This window comes from Segatella buccae ATCC 33574, from assembly GCF_000184945.1.
In the GTDB taxonomy this organism is placed as follows: Bacteria; Bacteroidota; Bacteroidia; order Bacteroidales; family Bacteroidaceae; genus Prevotella; species Prevotella buccae.
The window spans coordinates 1,267,336-1,285,892 of record NZ_GL586311.1 but is presented as its reverse complement, the minus strand read 5'-3'; the positions used below and the strand labels follow the sequence as shown (position 1 = coordinate 1,285,892).

General features: G+C 57.0%; 7 protein-coding genes. 1 reads left to right on the top strand and 6 read right to left on the bottom strand.

Annotated elements, in window-relative coordinates; genetic code table 11:
- Positions 1-288 precede the first annotated feature (288 nt).
- The 3 genes from HMPREF6485_RS04785 to HMPREF6485_RS04775 all read right to left on the bottom strand — a co-directional run bounded on the left by HMPREF6485_RS04785 (position 289) and on the right by HMPREF6485_RS04775 (position 10,373).
- On the bottom strand, positions 289-3,678 hold the full coding sequence (locus HMPREF6485_RS04785; protein ID WP_407636082.1) for a glycoside hydrolase family 2 TIM barrel-domain containing protein: 3,390 nt from the start codon (positions 3,676-3,678) through the stop codon (positions 289-291).
- On the bottom strand, positions 3,678-7,619 hold the full coding sequence (locus tag HMPREF6485_RS04780) for a malectin domain-containing carbohydrate-binding protein (RefSeq protein ID WP_004345064.1): 3,942 nt from the start codon (positions 7,617-7,619) through the stop codon (positions 3,678-3,680). Before HMPREF6485_RS04780 ends, HMPREF6485_RS04785 begins: the two co-directional genes overlap by 1 nt.
- A gap of 81 nt (positions 7,620-7,700) precedes the next feature.
- Positions 7,701-10,373, bottom strand: coding sequence for an alpha-d-galacturonidase (locus HMPREF6485_RS04775; RefSeq protein ID WP_004345063.1), 2,673 nt, complete (start codon positions 10,371-10,373; stop codon positions 7,701-7,703).
- Positions 10,374-10,393: 20 nt separating this feature from the next.
- Between HMPREF6485_RS04775 and HMPREF6485_RS04770 the strand changes: the two genes are divergently transcribed.
- Positions 10,394-10,633 carry a hypothetical protein gene (locus tag HMPREF6485_RS04770; RefSeq protein ID WP_044125842.1) on the top strand — a complete coding sequence of 80 codons (240 nt, stop codon included), beginning with the start codon at positions 10,394-10,396 and terminating at the stop codon, positions 10,631-10,633.
- Here HMPREF6485_RS04770 and HMPREF6485_RS04765 read toward each other — a convergent pair.
- From HMPREF6485_RS04765 to HMPREF6485_RS04755, 3 genes are read right to left on the bottom strand one after another with little or no spacing between them, the layout of a single operon-like run.
- Entirely contained in the window at positions 10,600-14,616 is a 4,017-nt protein-coding gene (locus HMPREF6485_RS04765; RefSeq protein ID WP_004345062.1) for a family 78 glycoside hydrolase catalytic domain, read from the bottom strand. The genes HMPREF6485_RS04770 and HMPREF6485_RS04765 overlap by 34 nt on opposite strands.
- Before the next feature lie 4 nt (positions 14,617-14,620).
- Positions 14,621-16,087 (bottom strand): glycoside hydrolase family 140 protein, encoded by a 1,467-nt coding sequence (locus tag HMPREF6485_RS04760; RefSeq protein WP_211205718.1) that lies wholly within the window; start codon positions 16,085-16,087, stop codon positions 14,621-14,623.
- Between the two features lie 38 nt (positions 16,088-16,125).
- Entirely contained in the window at positions 16,126-18,480 is a 2,355-nt protein-coding gene (locus tag HMPREF6485_RS04755; protein WP_407636081.1) for a glycoside hydrolase family 95 protein, read from the bottom strand.
- Positions 18,481-18,557: the final 77 nt, after the last annotated feature.

The window sequence follows — 18,557 nt, the reverse complement described above, 5'->3', positions numbered from 1 at the left end:
GCAATGCGTGCAAAGCCTCTGAACGGATGGTGCGGCAGCCATGCGCGGATGGTGCAAGGGCATCGAACGAGAACGATTCCTAAGCGGCAAGGCTACTGCTGTGACTTGCTCGAACGATGATTTTACGAATATCGGGGGTTCAGTAAGGCATATCATGCTTGTTGCCCGACTCGAACACGATGGGCTCAACGGCAAGCCAAGTCGGAGAGTAGACGAGTTGCTTGCAGGAGTTGTCAATGTGCAAGCACAGATAATGTTGACACTTGACTTGTCTGCTCGTCCACTTGTTTACTTGTAGACAACAAGGCGCAGCGTGTACGAACGCTTTTTGTCGATGGCATATTTTTTCAACACGCCGGGGCCGCAGCTACCATTGCCCAATCCCAAGACCGCGCAGTCGATGCTGAGGATGGTGTAGTCGGTCTTCGGGAGCTTGAAGTCGTGGTCGGCATGATAGAGGTCCTGGGCTGAATAGTGGAGGGCGGAGAAACTGAAGGGAGCATCGACAGCCTCCACACGGAGTGTTTTTCCACTCTTGGTTTGGAGCACGACGAGCGAGCAGTCTTCGTGGTTGCCATTGTCTTGCGGCCGGGGATAGTGGGTGAACTGGTCGGTGACGGTGCTTTCCCAGTAGCCTATCAGTGCAGACTGCTTGCGGTCGGGATAATTCTCCCACGGCCCGCGACCATACCACGAGAGTAGTTCATATTCTTTAGGCAGCTGCAAGGCCAGCCCCAAGCGTGGAAGTTCGGGTAGCTCGCCTTGGCAGTCATAACGCTGTGTGAGTTCCACCCCACCATGTGAAAGGACTTTCGTGTGTGTCGTGACTATGATAGAGCCGTGGGCGTAGTGGTATTCTGCCACACTGTCGGAGACGTTCACGACCTTGGGAGAGTCCAGACGATGAGTCCGCCAATCCTTGGCAAGCCAGTTGCCGAACCCCGTATCATTATCTGTCGGGGCACGGAAAAACTGCGGACGGGCACTCTTCATGATTTCGGCAGCCATACCGACTTTCTGTTTCGGACGTTTGCCAATGGCCGTCGCAGCTGTCAACCGGTCACTTAGTGCCACTTGTTGGGTGACGATATGCTTCCCGTCGGTATGAAGAAACTCCAAATTGAGCCGCACATCCTTGTCTTTTGAGAAAGCGAAGTCACCGATACGCATCAACATGCTGCTGTCCCCCGGTTCTACAGCCGGCATGGTCAGACTGCCTTGCTTGCGCAATCGCCCGTTTTCCATGAGCCGATAGCGGCATCGGTAGGCATCGAGAGTGAGGTGACTACCCCGATTGATGATATAGACAGTATCTCCATGGCAGGCTGTCTGCACGGGCGAGTAGACATATTTCACTTCTTGGTATTTCCCCGAGGTGGTACGGTCGGCAAAGACAACACCATTGAGGCAGAAAGCTTTGGAGTTGGGCTTGTCCCCGAAGTCGCCACCGTAGAGCCTCCCCCGGCCCCTCCGAAGGAGGGGAGTGCCTCGCGGGACAAGGCCTTGTCGGAGTGTTTGCGCTTGGGGGGCTTTAAGTTTCCGGGTATTTTTATCTTCAGATATTTGATCGTTCTTTGTCTCTTTTAATGCCGTGAGATATTTAAGCTTTTGCGTCTCCTTTGTCTCTTTTAATGCCGTGAGCTTTTCAAGCCTTTGATTCTCCTTTATCCCTTCCAATACCGCGAGGCCCTCCCCTCCTTCGGAGGGGCCGGGGGAGGCATCCACCCAATCCCAAATAAATCCCCCAAGCATCCTCTTGTTACTGTATATCTCATCCCAATACTCCTTAAAATTCCCCAAAGCATTGCCCATGCAGTGTGCATATTCGCTGGTAAGTACAGGCCGGTTGTCGTTCGTCCGTTCGGCAATGTCGAGCAGATGTTCCCACCGGGCGTTCTCTGCCCGCTCCTTCTCTGAGCCTTCCGCCATGCCCGGATTGAGATATTCCTGTCGCACACGGGGGTAAAACCTACTCAAGACATCCACACACGCAGGGTCGGTGTAGGGATAAGTAGCCTCCGTCCATTGCCGGGAGGAGACTTCCGTTGTTCCGTCTTCCGCCTTTGCTCTCTCGTAAGGCGTCTGTGCCCCCTCGTAATGCACGAAGCGTGTCGGGTCAAAAGTATGGAGCCAACCGGCCATTGCAGCGTGGTTCATGCCGTATCCGCTCTCGTTGCCAAGGCTCCAGAACACCACTGACGGATGATTCTTATCGCGTTCGGCCATACGAATGGCGCGATCCACGAAAGCCGCTGTCCAGTCGGGCGAGGAAGCGAGCGTCCCTCTCAGACCATGCGTTTCGCAGTCGGCCTCGTCCATAACATAGATGCCAATACTGTCGCAAAGCTCATACCAGCGCGGCACATTGGGATAATGGCTTGTTCGCACAGCGTTGATATTAGCCTCTTTCATCAGCCGAAGGTCACGTTGCATCATCTTCTCCGTCATCACACGACCCAGTTGCGGGTCGAACTCATGTCGGTTGACCCCACGGAAACGCACTTGCCGGCCGTTGACGAGCAGTCTGCCGTCGCGTATCTCCAGCATGCGGAAACCTATTTTCTGCTGCACCTGTTCCACTGCGTGGCCTGTGGAATCCTGCAACCGGAGCGTGAGTGTATATAAATAAGGTGTCTCAGCCGTCCAAAGGTGAGGTCGTTCCACCTCTGTTTGCATACGGGCAAACTTCATCGGACCACGCTGTGGAAACCACTCATTCATATTGGCAGCCTTGTGGGAGAGGTCGAGAATAGTCTCGGCATCGGCCGACATGGTGACAATAGTTTTTCCGTCGGTATCCGTCAGTGTCCCCTTCACCTGATAACCACGCCCCTGCTCTTTACCAAAGACACGCAACTGCGGATTGACTTGCAGCAGCCAACGGGACAAATCGGCGGCTTCCTGATCTCCGGTTGCTTGCTGCGGGACGGTACGCACGGTAAAGTCGCGCAGTTGGATGTCGGAGGTGCGATAGAGCATGACCTCCCGATGTATGCCGCCGAGGCGCCAGAAGTCCTGATCCTCAAGGTAGCTGCCATCACAATACTTGTACACTTCCACAGCGATGTCATTGCGGCCGGACTTGAGATAGCGCGTCACGTTAAACTCGCTCGGTTCCATCGACCCTTGACTATACCCCACCTTTTGGCCATTAAGCCACACATAGAATACACTCTGCACACCCTCGAATCGCAAAAACACTTGCCCACCGGCCCCGTCTCTGCCCGTGACCGGCATCCAGTCTTCGGGCAACTCGAACGTGCGGCGATACTGTCCTGTGGGATTGCGCTCCTCGAATGTAGTCCAGTCTGCCGGCGGTTCGGTCATCACGTAAGGCGGATTGATGCGAAACGGGTAGCCTGCGGAGATGTAAATCGGTGTGCCGTAGCCGTTAAACTCCCAGGTGGCAGGCACTTGCAGTTCTTTCCATGTGGAGCAATCGTAGTCGGGCCGATAGAAATCCACAATGCGTTCGGCAGGGGTCTTCGTCCACCGGAATTTCCAAATGCCGTCAAGTGATAGCTGACTATCACCCGGCTGTTGCTTGAATGGAATGAAATAAGCCCTTGCCGGCTCTCTGTTTATCTCCAAGATGTGGTGGTTTTCCCACTCTGCACACACTCCTTGCAAGACGGAAAATGTGCAAACGGAGACCGTTAGAAATAAGAACTTCTTCATCATTGTACTTCTAAATAGTCAAATTCGATATTTTCAGCACCCTTTATCCTCACCCGATAGCTGCCCGCATTGATTTGCGTTCCCATTGTGGTGCCGATAGTTTTGAACTTATCTGGAGTCGTGGGGAAAGTCATTTCCCTGTCTACGAGCACACCGCCTTGGGCATTGGTGACTGTAAGATGACTTTTAATGGCTCTGCCGGTGACATTCTTGTAGCGGAAACGGAGCATATATTCCCGTGCCACCCCGGGAGTGACAGTCCACTCATGGTAAGCAGTCCGGGCCTTTCCTATCTTCTTTTTGGCCTCCGATGCCTCCTGATAGCGCACCGCCGGAAAAGCCTCGACATCCCTGGGCAACATCTCTTTGGGATAGCGGGCAATGGTGTCCCGGTCAAGATCTGCCCAAAAAGTCTTGCTTCGCGAGGTTGTTTTCAGTCTGACGGGCATGGCCTCCGGAGCATCTGAGGCGATGGCGATGGCCGAGATGACGGCCTGTCCCGCTTTCACCTCAGGAAAACCGATGGTGATCTGTCCGTTCTCCGCACGGGCATAGACCACCCTCTTCAAGGCTCCGGCAAAGCCCGCCTCGGTCCAAAGGTCGAGATTATCTATGACCACGCTGTCGTTCACAGCCACATCGAAGATGCGTTCGCCCTCGCAGTCGATAGCTGCCCCGTAGCGAGCTCCCAACCACGGTTCGGCAAAATAGAGTTCGATGCGGTAGAGACGGTTGTCGGGCACACAGAAATGCCATTTCAGTGCGTGCCTTCCCCAACGGAAATATTGAAACAGTGGAGCATCTACCGTACCGTGGATGCTATCAGTGATATGTCCTTGACTGGCCATGAAGGGAGGCAACCCCATCTTCTCCGACCACGATTCGGAGTAGAGTGTGTCGTCTTGCAGCCACTCATGGCCGTAGGAGTCGGTGTAGGCATCTCCGCCACAGTTGAGTCTGTAAAGGTAGGTGTAACCGTCAGCCGGTTTGAGCAAGTCTCGGTTGCGGTCGGCGGCGGTGGGCGTAAGCGTGTCGGCAGGTGTACCCACATAGTGGTTCCGGTACCAATAGAAGGCTTCCGTGGGCTGTTCCCATGGCGTGAGCAGACCTTTATAGTTGAACGGTCCCACTTTGTCAATGCGTCGTAAAGCCTCATCGGGTTGCACCCGACCGGGATTTTCGTGCGAAACGAAGAGCCATTGGAAGTGTCCGCACACGCTGTCGCGGGCACTCTCGGCCAACAATGCCTTCTTGCTCAGCAGACCGGTGAATGCTTCTTCCGAATAGCGATCGGCCCCATGGAGTCCGAGCGTGCGCCATGCCCCGTATTCGCCGTTGAGGAGTTGGTCCGAATGCTTGAGTTCCCGGGCATAGTTGTCAGCACTTCCACCGTAGGTTCCGCTCCAGTTTTGCACCACATTCCAGTCTGTTCCCTCACCGCCATTGCAAGTGGTGACGGCCCGCTGGTCGATGGCCGTAGGGTCGAGCTCGCGGATGATAGCCCTACACTCCTCCGCAAAGTCTTTCGGCAGCACGCTCTCATTCTGTAATCCCCAAAGTATGATGCTCGGAGAGTTGCGCCGTTCCTTGACCCATTGGCGCAGTTTCTCCTTGAAGTTGGTGCGAAATTCGGGCGTGTCGTACCAGATGTGGGCGGAAAACTGGCTCCAGAAAAGCATCCCCTGCTCATCGAACAACTGTCCGTAGTAGAGGTTGTGGGGCTGGTGGGCCTCACGGAAAGCATTGAAACCGGCTTGGCGTATCTGCTTGACGCGCGAAGCTATCTGCTCGTGAGAGAAAGCGTGACTGCCTCCGAAAAGATGTTCATACTCGCAAGTGCCGTTGATGAAGACCGGTTTTCCATTGAGCAGGAACCGATGTGTGTCGGTTGCCGGACCTTGACCGGCTGACATATTGACACTCTTGACGGCATGCACGGGCCAACTGATGCTGCGGATACCGAACTCGGTGTCTGATTCATCGGTTGTCTTTCCGCCCTCGCGTTTAATCATCGTAGCCAGATGATAAAGGTAAGGGTCGTCAAGACTCCAGCGATGGGGACTGTCGATGGCCGTCCGCTGACGAATGGTTTTCGTCTCTCCCGGCTGCAAAGTTGTTTTTTCCGAGAGCCTAAAGTAGGTTTTTCCACTTGCCCGGTTGAGTTTGTTGACGAGCTCTATTTCCACCGTCGCACGGCTGTAATTCCTCACCTCAGTGTCGATAAAGACACTGTCGCAGGCGGCATTGTTCCAGATGTGCACACCGAAAGGCTCGATGCGCACCTCGTCGGTCTCTTCGAGTGTCACCGGACGGAAGATGCCAAACGGCTGACTGCCCTCGGAGAATCCCCATTCGGCCGAACAACCGCCACACACCCACGGCATATCGGTGATCATTTCGGGATGGGCGACCTCCACGCGCAGGCTGTTGACTCCATCGTTCAGCCAAGAAGTGACATTCAATGTGTAGACGGTGCGGCCCACGGGGACGGGCTTGTCAGAGAATGCATGGCCGTTGAGCACCACCCGAGCGTAGGATCCGATGCCCTCGAAGTGCAGGAAATACTGCCGCCCGGGCCGTTTTCTTGCTTGGAAGGTCTTGGTATAGACCGCCGAACCGTGCAGATTTCCGTGCTTCAACTGCCGATAGCCGTAATAGTCGTCCCAGTTGTGAGGCAAGTTTACGGTGCGGGTGGCGGGTGGCATGGCCAGAGAATCTTGGTTGGTGGTAAGTAGTGAAGTTGTCCAACCCCTGTTGAGGTCGGTCACGACACGCTTCCCGCCCTTTTCGGGGGTGGGAAACGCCACAGCCGACCGCCCCATCGGCACGCTTGTGGCCACGGCTATGCCCCGCTGCCCGGCCTTGTTCACCGCACAGTAGAAGTGATAGACCACACCTTGGTGATTCACCACGCAACTCTTGTGGGCAAACATGTCATCGTAGGGTTTGGTGGGACAGATGAGGTCAGGGCCCGTCCAGTCTTGCCAGTGCACAAGGTCGGTACTCACGGCAAAGGTGTTGAAGGCATTGTACCGGCGTTGTGGATGATAGGCTGAGAAGTAGAACATCACGTAGAGCGGGCCGGAAAGTCGTTGACCCCGGCCGTCGACCGCGTGGGGAAGGGTCATCTTCACGATTTGTGCGTCTCCCGTGATGATGCCCGGTGCCTCATGCGCATAGACGGGATTGCCCGCATAGCGTTCCCAGTGCTTCATGTCGTCGGACAGTGCTATGCCGATGCGTTCGGCCTTGAGATTGTTCTTCGGATTCACACCGCCTGCATTGTAAAACATCATGAAGCGTTTGCCGAGTGTCTTGGCTTTGTCTTCATAGACCGTGCTCTTGTATTGCACAAGCTTCTCCCACCATTGCGCCCCCTTGTCGTGGATGCTCAGGAGTGGCCGGTCGGCCATCGACCGCCATTCGTGGGCGTATGAAGGGTCGCCTTTCGTCCACGCCAGACCGATGTTAAGCGGTTCGCGCACGGCTTCGTAGCCCGTTCCGGCCCCGCCGATATAGGTCATCCAGTGCTTTCCCTTATAGGTGTTCATCGCGTATGAACCGCCCCATGTCCAGTCGATGAGTGCCGGGAAGCCGCCCCGCTGGTTCATGTCCCACCCTTTGTCCCGGTAGGAGAGAATGCGCCCGAGTGTCGTCCAGTGCAGCAGATCGGCCGACGAAGCGAGCCACGTCTCATATCCACGCCCGTCGAGACCGCCCTTGCCGTTGTACACCACGTAGGTCATCAGCCACTTTCCACCATGTCGGAACACCGTTGGGCAGTCCGTCTGGTGATGGGTGTCGGCCGGAGCCACCACCATACCATATTTATAAGGTGTCTTCACCTCCTCGTAGACGGCCTGCATCGTGGTTTGGGAGACAGACTGTGCCGACATGCCGATGGCTGTCGAAAACAGCAGCGAAAGGATATTTTTGCGCATGAATTGTTTTTGATTGTGGTTTTAGGGTTTTCTGACCGGTGTCCTCCGCTTTCCTTGGGGGGCCACGGAATGGCCGGTGTGCTAATAAAACAGCCAGTCGATAGCCTTGTCCGCGCCCGACAGACCGGCATCTCGGGGCGTCACTTTGTCGCCTGTGAAGCCCGTTACCAGTAAGATGCCTTTGGGCAAAAGCAACGTGTGACTGCCTGCGGGGAAGTCGTATTTGTGTACGTTTACTTGCGGCATACCGTCTATGCGGATGGCGGAAGTGAGCTGTGGCTCGGCTTGTCCGTAGTCGTTGGCTGTAGCATCGGTCTCCAGCTTGGGTGCCTTGGCATATTTCATCTGGTCGTCGCGGAAGTAGCCCACCAACAAACTGACGGGCTTCTTGCAGACAAACGCTATCTTGGTGCCCTGCTTGCGCTGTTGGTCACTGCTGAAGCGGTATGCCTTCAGGCCCTGCAACTCGGGGGCCAAGTCGGTCACCACGCTGTCCATGTCGCTGAACAGCCGTGCGCCCTTGGTCAGCGTCACGGTCTCCGCCTCGCCGACCAACTGCACGCCGGCAGCCTTCAAGGGCCTGACAGTCTCTTCCACCTCACGATAAGTGCCGGCGGCCTGCGCCCTCAACCGGGCGATGTTCTTCTTCAGATTGGCCAACTCCTGCTCGTAGAGCGGCAGCAGTTCCTGCCAGTGCTTCATCTTGCCGTCGTCTCCGCCCACGGGGATGCGCCGCTGGGCCGTCTGCATGGAGTTGGCATAGAGGTAGGTGTCTTTTGTCAGAGCCACCAACCGGCGATAGTGCTCCAGACTCTTTTCGAGGAGCGGGACAGCCTTGTCCAGTTCTCCGATGTCCTTTCCCCACTTGTAGTTGAGTACATGCCGGGCGGCCCTCACCTTTTCGCCGAAGCTGTAAGCAAACTCCCGGTAGCAGTGCATGTCGTTGCGCAGCCGACCAAACTCCTCCCGGTTGGCGGTCACTTGTGCGGCTACGGCATCAATGGCGGCCACGGCCCGGTCGCCGTGTGCCTCCACTTGTGCCACGATGTCGAGCGGCAGCTCCCCTGTGTGGGGCTCGTGCCGCCACTCCCGCTCCACAAACTCGATAAGTTTTTCGCCCTCCGGCCCGCAACTCTCGTAGAAACCGGGATAGATGGTGTATTTGTAGGGGTTCACCAGTTGGCCCATCCTCATGCCCAGCAGGAGCGTCTGGCGGTTGCCCTCGGTGATGCCAAAACGGCGTAAGAGCTTCGGGGCTATCTCGCCGCTCTCGTCGTAGGCCTTGCGTATGCTGTCGGCCGCCTGCGTGTTGCCCGGACAGTAACAGCAGGCCAGTTCCTCGTCCCAATAGCCCCTCTCCTCCTGCCGGTCGCGCCGGCAGTTCCAAGCATAGCGGCCCCATGTCTTGTACCACAGCCGGTCGCGGTCCAACTGCCTCTCCCGGGCTCCGCCGGGCAGTTTGTCGGCCGTGTAGGGCCAGTCCCAGTAGGCCGATTGCGGATAGAGATGCAACGCATTGGCGTGGTGGATGTCGTGCATGGCCGTCACGGCACGCTGCACGAAGGCGGGCGAGGCCCAGCGCCAAGGCTCCAGATTGGCGAGGATATGCACGTTGCTGATGTGCGTGCTGCCCAGAGCGGCCAAGTCGGTGTGCATCTTTGTCCACGGGCCGCGTGGCTGGTAGGTGGTCAGCGACTCGCCATTGTACTTGTGCATGGTGTAGAGATTCTTGTAGAGCGGGAGCGAAGCCTCCATCACCGCCTTGCAGTCGGTGTCGTGGGCGCGCAGCAGCACGGGCGGTTCGTCGGTGCGCCCGAGTGCCTTCAGACCGTCTTTCACCCCGGGTATCACCGTGCGGGTCATCCATTCCACATCGTCTTCGTAGGTGTCCATCGCCTCTCCCAGGCACACAAGCAGGCCCACGTTGGGATATTTCTCGATAAAGGCGGCAATGCTCTTGCGGGTGTAATCGCTGATGAGCGGCGTGATGGGGCGGTGGCGGTCTTGCGTCTTCAGCCCGTAGTGGTCGGCAAAGGGTTTGGAGAGGATGATATTGTAGAACATCTGGATAACGAAGATGCCGCGCCTGTCGGCCTCGTGGGTGAGGAAGGAGAACATCTCCTCGTTTTTCCGGAATGTCTCCTCGTCCACCTCAAGGGCGAAGGGATAGTCTTTCAGCCTCACGAGCGAGGCGAAGGGATGCCCGTTCCACAGGTAGAGGGAGTTCATCTTGTTGTCTACCAGCATGTCGAGATAGTCGAGCCACTGCCGCTTATCGTAAAACCAAGGGAAGTTTTCGGGCGTGTAGGGATATTCATACACCTGATGGCCGGGCAGGTAGACCGTCTTCTGCAAACCGATGCAGGCCCCACGCAGCACCATCTCCGGATTTTGCCGGCTGTCTCCGATGTCGAGATTGCCATGGTGGCGGGCATAGTCGGCCAGTTCGCTGCAACCATAGATCACCCCCGCCCCATCGTAGCCTTCCACGACGATGTCACCTTTCTTGCGGCTGATGTGGAAGCCCTCTTTCTTCATTCCTGGCTTTTCGCCTGTGACGGAGAGCCTGATGCGGTAGTCGGCCCGCCGGGATGAGACTGTATAACCGATGGCCGTCAGCTTTTTCTCCAAATGCTCGGCGGCGTAGGCCACCCTATTGTTCGGCTTTCCGGAAGTGATGATGCTGACGGTTTGTGCCTGCAAGGCAGCCGTACAGACTGCCAAGGCGATGAAGATGGCGTATATTCTTTTCATGTTGTGAGGTCTGTTTGTTGATGAATGCAACCGAATGGTTTCCCCGTCGGGCTGCCGACAGTTTGGTGCGTGGCTCTTGCACCATCCGTGCAGAGGCCTTGCACAAGGCGTGCAACAGCCATGCACGGGGCGTGCAACGGCTTTGCACCATTCCCCCGACGGCCCTTCGGCAAATCAATCCGATTGCTCCGACGAACCGCCCCGGCTGCTTTGGGGCTGCGACGGACTATTTCAGCTTGTTCAAGTCTATCTTCTTGTAGGCTATGCGTTGGCGCCGCCAGGTGTAGACGCAGTGCAGTTTACCGTCGCGCCCCTCAATGATGGCGGGATAGGAATACTGATTGATGGGGCTGTCTTCAAGCGTGAGGGCATGATGCCAGTGCGTGCCGTCATCGGAGAGGGCTATGCTGATGGGCGTGCGCGGGCCTTTCTTGGTGCCGGGGAGCGTCTCGAAGTCGTTGTAGATGAGCACGTGCCGACCATCCCTTAGCGTCACGGCATCGGTGCCGCTCTGGTTGTTGGGCACCTCGGTGAGGGTCACCGGGCTCCACGTGTCGCCGCCGTCGGCACTGAAGGAGGTGGCCAACTTGGCATTGTGGGTGCGCATGAGCACTTGCAGCCGACCGTCTTTCAGCCGCAGGATGGAAGGTTGTATGCTGTAGATGGGGCGCGGGCCTTCTCCTTGCTTGTAGACAGGGGCAACCATATCGCAACCCGGTTCCACATCGTCGGTGCGTGCCCTACCCTCCGCCTCCACCGGTCCCACATATTTCCAACGGCCGGTTTTCAGGTCGAGTATTTCCACATGGAAGCGCCAGCCGTCGTTCTCCGTACTCGACCCGCATACGAGCCGTCCGTCGACAAGTTCGGGCTTGTTCTTCACCGGACCTATAAATCCCTTGGGTAGAGGTTCCCGGTCGCTCCATGTCCGCCCGCCGTCTCTTGATTTCACGAGCCATCCCGTCCAGTCGGCCACAATCGCTCCCACTTTGTAGAAAAGCCATAGTTCGCCGTCGGGCATGGTAAACAGCACCGGATTCCAACAGGCTTTGCGCTTCAGACGGGCGTTGAAGGGCATGTTCTTGGGCTTGGTGGCGGCAGCCTCCTCCTTGGTTTTGGGGTAGGTGTAATGCCAATGGGCTATCTGCTGTCGGTAGTCTTTCAGCTGTTCGCCCCTCCGCTGCTTGATAGGGCCGGCTGAGGCCGGAGTGGTTTTCTCGTCGATGCCGGCCAGTGCAGCATCTGGAGTGCCCAACTCGTAGACCCCGTCGCCTGCCAGCACGGGAGCCTCCCAACGGTCGGAACCTTTGGGTTTGCGGCTCACCCAGATGCAGACATTCGGATTGCGCTCCCAAGTGCCGCCGAAATAAGCGGCCACGAGGTCGCCGTTTTTCAGTTGCGTGATGGTGGAAGCGTGGGCCTGCGGGAAGCCGGCCGACTCGTAAAGGAATTCGTCTTCCACGATAGCAGGATTCTTTGGCGTGATGTCGCTCTCGAACGTGTAGCTCCCGGACCCTATATCTTCGGTCTTTCCGTTGGGCAGGTACACCGTGGCCGTGGTGTTGACGGGTACCTCCACCTGCCATTCCACGCGTTCAAGAGTCTTCTTCCACTTGCTGACCACCCGACCGTAGGGTGTCATGTAGCTTGCATCTACATGGAAACAGTCTTCTATGCCGAATGAGGGCTGCAAGACGATGTGCTTGTAGGCCGTGCTCCCTGGGGCCTGACGAATGCCCGCCAAGTATTGGTAGCACCACGTGAGCAGGTCGCCGAGGAGCATCACGTGGTTGCCCGAATTCATCGCCGGGTCGGCCTTGTCGCCGTTCCAGAGCTCCCAGATGGTGGTGGCTCCGTTCTTGGCCATGTATCCCCACGACGGATAGGTGTTGTTGGTGGCCAGCAGATAGGCCACATCGGCAAAGCCGTTGTCGGACAGTCCACGCAGCAACCAACTGATGCCGATGACACCGCAGGTCACGTGTCCGTCGCCCGTGGTGATGATGTTGGTCACCACGTTCTTCACCACTTCATCTTTGAGGCTGTCGGGCACAATGCCGAAAGCCAGTGGCAGGAGGTTGGCCGTGGCCGTGTTGTTGCCGTAGAATACGCTGTCGGGGTATAGCACGTGGCCGGGGCGGGGCGAAGTGCCGCGCTTGAGCGTGAGAAATTTGCGGTTGAAGGCCGCCGTCATGCGGCTGCGTTGCTCTTTCCAACAGTCTGCCTCGCACTCCATGCCCTGCAGCCGGGCAAACTTCTCCAGCAGTTGGAACACTCTGATGCCGTAGGCTGTGGAGATAAGTGCACCGTCGGTCTTGCGTGCGGGGTCTTGGCTGTGGATGAGTTCCGGCTTCTCGGGCGGCACACACCAGTCGCCATACTTGTCTTTGGTGATGATGTCTTCGTGCCGGTATTCGTCAAGTATATGAGTGAACCACTTCTTGATGTAAGGGTAACATTCCGTGATGGGGCGGATGTTGCCGTATTGTTGGTAGAGCATATCGCAGGCAAAGGGGAATACAGCCGGCCATGTCACGTTGTCTTCGTAGTAGTTCCAGAAGGCCGGTGTGACGTTGGACAGTGCTCCATCGGAGCGCACACCCTCTGCCAGATCGCCCATCCACTTGCTGTAGAGTCGCTCGTTGTTGAAGAGGAAACTCTCGCCGAGGCAACCCACGGTGCGGTCGCCCAGCCACGGCTGCCGCTCGTTGCGCTGCGGACAGTCTACGGGCATTCCCTTGTAGTTGCTGTAGATGCCCCACCATGCGTTGCGCACCACGGCATTGAGCGTGGTGTCGGAGCATTCGAAGTGGCCCGTGGTTGCCATCTCGTCGCTCACAGTGAAGGCCGTGAAGTCGTCGGGCGCGGCTGTTACCGGTCCGCTCACCTCCACATAGCGGAAACCGTGGTAGGAAAATGCGGGCTTCCAGAGTCTGCCTGCCTCTTTCCCGTTACACACATAGATGTCTTCCGAGCGCGCGTTGCGCAGGTTGTCGCGGTAGAGTGTGCCGTCGGCATTGAGTTTTTCGGCATAGCGCACACGTATGGTGTCGCCCCTGTTGCCACGCACCTTGAGGCCTATCCAGCCGGCCATGTTCTGTCCGAAGTCGAGGATGAGAGGTGATGGGTGATGGGTGGCAGGTGTTAATGAAGTGCTTTTGTGATTGCCGAGGGGGGAGACAATGCGGGGACGATGCGGATAGGGAGTCTCTACCATGCCCTCGGTGGGTTGCGGGCGCAGCGTGCCATCGGGCACGGCACATCGCCGGGCCTCCTGCCACCGGCTGTCGTCGAAGCCCACGCGGTTCCATCCGGGCATTTCCTTGCGGGCATCATATTCCTCACCGTCGTATTCGTTGTTGGCGCGGATGGGACCATCAACGGTCAGTTTCCACGACGGGTCGGTTGCCCAAACAGCGTGCGAACCGTCTTCGTAGTCGATGCGCACATTGATGCGGCACTTCGGGTAGCCGAAAAAGGGTGTCTTATAGGGCTTCTCCTGCCGCATGGGGAACAGCCGACCGTTGCCCAGCATAATGGCTAAACAGGCTGTATGCGAGGCGTTGAGCGGTTCGGTCACGTCGTAGGTGTTGTAGTAGACAGTCTTGCGATAGTCGCTCGGCACGGGCTGTAGCACATGGTGGCCACCCATGCGGATGCCGTTGACGAAGAATTCATGCACGCCCAGTCCTGCCACGTAAGCCATGGCGCGCTTCACACGCCCTTTCAGCTTGAATTCCTTGCGCAGATAGCGGGCAGCCAGTCGGGTGTACATGCCTTTTCGTTCGCCCGGTTGCAGTTCTTCCAGCCCTATCCAACGACCGCTCCACCGGTTTTCGCCGAGCAGTCCGATGGTAAACCGTTGTACGGCACTCCATTCGGTCTTCCCCCGGTTGGTGGTCACCCGCACCCGCCAGTAGGCCTCATCGCCACTTTGCAGGGCGCGTCCGCGGTAGTCGATCCATAGTTGGGCGTCGCTTTTCACTTCCCCCGAGTTCCACAAATCGGCTTCTCCCCGTTCCAACAACCGGGGCGTGGAGGCCACCATGATGTGGTAGGCCGTCTGCACCACCTGCCTTTTCTCCGAACTCAGTTGCCATGAGAAGCGGGGCACGGTGGTACCCAACCCCTGCGGGTTGGTCATGTTCTCGGTTGTCAAGTGACTCACGACCACGTTGGCGGCAAACGAAGCGATGCCCGTCAAGGCGGCACAGAGCATGAACAGCAGGCGTAGTCTTTTCATCTTGTCATTCGTTAAAATCGCGCTTTCGGCCGGTCATGCTGCGATCGGCAATCGCCTTTTGGTCTTTGGCGATATAGTTTTTGGTAGCATCTACGGCTATGAGTACACCGTCGCAAACCTGTCCGGAATACGGATTCTGTTGGTTGAAGGTCGTGGGTTTGGAGTCGAACTCGCCGATGAAAGTCAGTTTGCCCGTCGCGGCATCCATCCACCACACGTTTTTCCGGTTGCCTGAAATCTTTCGCAGATCCACTTTCATGGGCACGCTGTTGTAGTTATACACCAGCAAATAGTCGTTGCCGCGGGTCGCGATGAGCCGGTTGTAGCGTGTGCCGTTCTTGCCGGCGATGACGCTTTGGTCGGGCACGCGGTCAAAGTAGGGCAAGGCGAGCATCAGATTCTTCAGGTGCTTCATCTGGTTGTAGCCCGGATCGTTGAGTGCCTGATACCAGTATTTCTCGGCTCCGTCAGTGCCATAGCCCGTGGCGTAGCCCGGCTTGAGCATCTGCATGATGGCATTGTGCCCGTAGGTGTGGCCGCAACTGCCGGCAAACACGCTCCAATAGGCATAGCGGCGCACATCGTGAGCCTGCCAACGGGCCTCATTGGGATCGTGCAGCCCTTTGGGAATGTCCTCATAGCTCGGTTCCGAATCGAGCACGGGCTTCAAGGGACGGTAGGCCCACGTGGAGTCTACATACATCCAGTTGTCTTCCTCGGTGCTGTCGGGGATGGGATAATCGGCGTTGCCCATGCGCTGACCATACTTGCGGTGGCCACTCTGAAAGGTGTGGAAGTCTATCCACGAGGCTTTGCTCCACCATTTGGCCGATGTGTAGCGGCCCCGGGGGTGGTAGGTCATCACATGGCGGTCGTCTGCCGAGCGGATGGCTGTGGCCAGAGCTTCCCATATCTCGGGGCGTATGTCGCCTTGAATGTCGCCGCCTATCATCCACACGATGTTGGGACTGTTCTTGTAGCGGTTGCCTAAAAAGCGACCATAGGCCTTAGCTCCGGCCACATCTATCTTCCCCTCCTTCACCAGTGTGCCCCAAATGGGCACCATAGCGATGTAGATGCCGTTCTGCTCGGCAGTGCGGACGATGTAGTCCAGATGATCCCAGTAGCCGTAAACGCCTTTGCGGTCGATGCCTGAGAAGTTCCAACCATCTATGAGTGAAGGCTGACCGTAGATGTTGTAAGAGGGCACGCCGTTCATCGTCTGCACCTGCACCACATTGTAACCGGCCCGTCGGCAGGCTTGTAGATAGTATTGGGCTTCGGAACGGTCAAGCCGTTCGGGCAACAGCCAGCCTGTGTCGCCCAACCAGAAGAAGGGCTGACCGTTGGCAAACTGAAGATAACGGTGGTTGGCAGACACCTGCAACCGACCGTTGTCCCAAGGCTTTTGTGCGCCGGCCGTGAGCGACAAACAGCACAGAAGGGCGAAGATGGAAATGATTTTCTTCATAGCGATGTCTTCTTTGATATTGTTTTTGGAGCGTTGGTTCACTTTCCGATGAGCGTCAGCGTTTGGCCCTTGTGGGTCTTCCTCATCATCATCTTGCCGTTGGCTTTCACCCGCAGCGGTTCTCCGGCGTTGGAACGGATGGCAAGCCGCACCACCCGACCGTCTTTCCAAGCAAGGTGTTCTATCTCGAAAGCTCCTCGGGCCATCAGACCTTTCACTTCCCCCCCGGCTTTCCACGCGTCGGGCAGGGCCGGCAGCAGGTTGATATAGCCCTCATGGCTCTGCACAAGCATCTCGGCTATGCCGGCCGTGCAGCCGAAGTTGCCGTCGATTTGGAACGGTGGGTGGGCATCAAAGAGATTGCGGTAGGTGCCTCCTTTCTTCTTGTCGGTGCCGTAAGCGACGAAGCGGTCATCGGTGAGTGACAATTGGTTGCGAATGAGTTTGTAGGCATGGTTGCCGTCAAACAGCCGGGCCCACAGGCACACCTTCCATCCCATTGACCAACCCGTGCTCGGGTCGCCGCGGTGGATGAGCGATGTGCGGGCGGCATCGAAGAGCCGGGGAGTGCCCGAAAGCGTGATTTGGCAACCGGGGTAAAGCCCGTAGAGATGGCTCACATGGCGGTGGGTGTCGTTGGGATCGTCCCAGTCTTCCATCCATTCCTGCAACTGTCCCCACTTGCCAACCTGCATCGGGGGCATAAGTTTAAGCCTTTCGGCATAGTGGGCGGCCAAAGCGGCATCCTCACCAAGCACCTTCGAGGCGGCCATGACCTCACGGAAAAGCTCATTCACGAGCTGTACATCCATCGTCGTTCCGGCTGAAATGGCCACTTTCCCGTCTTTGGATGGATGGCTGTTTTCGGGAGAGACCGATGGCGAGATGACCAGCCAACCGTGCTGCGGTTCCGGAATGAGCATCTGGTCAAGGAACTCCGCCGCCCCCTTCATCACCGGATAGTAGCGTCGCAGGAAATCTTTGTCCATCGTGTAGAGGTAGTGCTCCCACAAATGACGGCAGAGCCAGGCCCCACCGGTCATCCACATGCCACTCTGGGCATGGTCTATGCCTCCCGTAACGCACCAGATGTCGGTGTTGTGATGAAGCACCCAACCGCTTTTGCCATACATCGTGCGAGCCGTCTTGGCCCCCGTCTCGCTCACTTCGCGGATGAGTCGGAACAGCGGTTCGGTGAGTTCGGTGAGTTGGGTGGGCTCCGCCGGCCAGTAGTTCATCTCAAGATTGATGTTGGTGGTGTATTTCGAGTCCCATGCCGGGAAGAGTTTATCGTTCCAGATACCTTGCAGATTGGCCGGTTGTCCGCCGGGCTGCGAACTGCAAATGAGCAGATAACGACCAAATTGGAAGTAAGTGGCCACGAGATAGTTGTCGTCTCGGTCGGCAAAACGGATAATCCGTTCGTCGGTGGGCAGGTCTTTGTATTGGTCTTCACCCAAGTTGAGCGTCACACGGTGCATCAACTGCCGGAATCGGCTGATGTGTTCGGCTTTGCTTTGTGCATAATCGCGAGCCATGGCAGCCCGCAAAATTTGTTCCGAACGGACGGCCTCGTCACCGGAAATGTCCTTATAATTGTTGAAGTTGGTGGCTATCGAGATGTAGAGCACAGCCTCGTCGGCCCCTTTCACCGACACAATTCCGTCTTTGGAGTGGGTCACGGCCCCTTCCCCTTTCCCCTTTGCCACCGCCGCCATGCGTCCCATGAAGCGCACTTTGCCTTTCAGTCCTTCGTGCTTGGAAGTCACGCCAAACAGCGTGGCTTCGTCGCCCTCGCTCTTGATCATAATATCGTCGTGGGGAGTGGTGAAGTAGGCATTGAACGTGATGCAGCCCCGTTGGTCGGCCGTGAAGCGGACGGTGACCACATTGTCGGCCAACGAAGTGATCACCTCGCGCCGATAGGTCACCCCATTTGCCGTCCAACGGGTGATGGCCCGTGCCGAGTCGAGGCTCAATTCGCGGTAATAGTTTGTGTAGTTGCCCATGCCCGGCATGGAGATGTACACGTTGCCGAAAGCCTGGTAGGGCATTCCCCAGTTGGTGGCCGACATCACATCTGAGGTCGCCAAGTCTTGCGCCTTCTTATACTCCCCCTTCCAAATCAGATCTTGAATCACGGGAATGGCCTTCAGCGCCTTCGCATTGGCATTGCCGTTGGGCTGTCCGGCCCAAATGGTTTCCTCGTTGAGCTGTATGCGCTCCGTGGCCGGAATACCATATACCATGGCTCCAAGCCTGCCATTGCCAAGTGGCAAAGCATCAGTCCACACCTGTGCAGGTTCCCGATACCATAGTTTATACGGATGTGCTTGCGAAAAAAGACTTGCAAGCATGGCGATAGCCATTAGAAAAGACTTCTTAAGAATCATCATGCGCATGTTTGACAGTTATATCCCATAGACGAACATGCACAGCTTTTGTCGTCAGTGAATCCCCATATTATAAG

Coding starts and splice junctions, on each gene's coding strand:
- HMPREF6485_RS04785 (WP_407636082.1), bottom strand. CDS start 3,678: ATGAAGAAGTTCTTATTTCTAACGGTCTCCGTTTGCACATTTTCCGTC.
- HMPREF6485_RS04780 (WP_004345064.1), bottom strand. CDS start 7,619: ATGCGCAAAAATATCCTTTCGCTGCTGTTTTCGACAGCCATCGGCATG.
- HMPREF6485_RS04775 (WP_004345063.1), bottom strand. CDS start 10,373: ATGAAAAGAATATACGCCATCTTCATCGCCTTGGCAGTCTGTACGGCT.
- HMPREF6485_RS04770 (WP_044125842.1), top strand. CDS start 10,394: ATGAATGCAACCGAATGGTTTCCCCGTCGGGCTGCCGACAGTTTGGTG.
- HMPREF6485_RS04765 (WP_004345062.1), bottom strand. CDS start 14,616: ATGAAAAGACTACGCCTGCTGTTCATGCTCTGTGCCGCCTTGACGGGC.
- HMPREF6485_RS04760 (WP_211205718.1), bottom strand. CDS start 16,087: ATGAAGAAAATCATTTCCATCTTCGCCCTTCTGTGCTGTTTGTCGCTC.
- HMPREF6485_RS04755 (WP_407636081.1), bottom strand. CDS start 18,480: ATGATTCTTAAGAAGTCTTTTCTAATGGCTATCGCCATGCTTGCAAGT.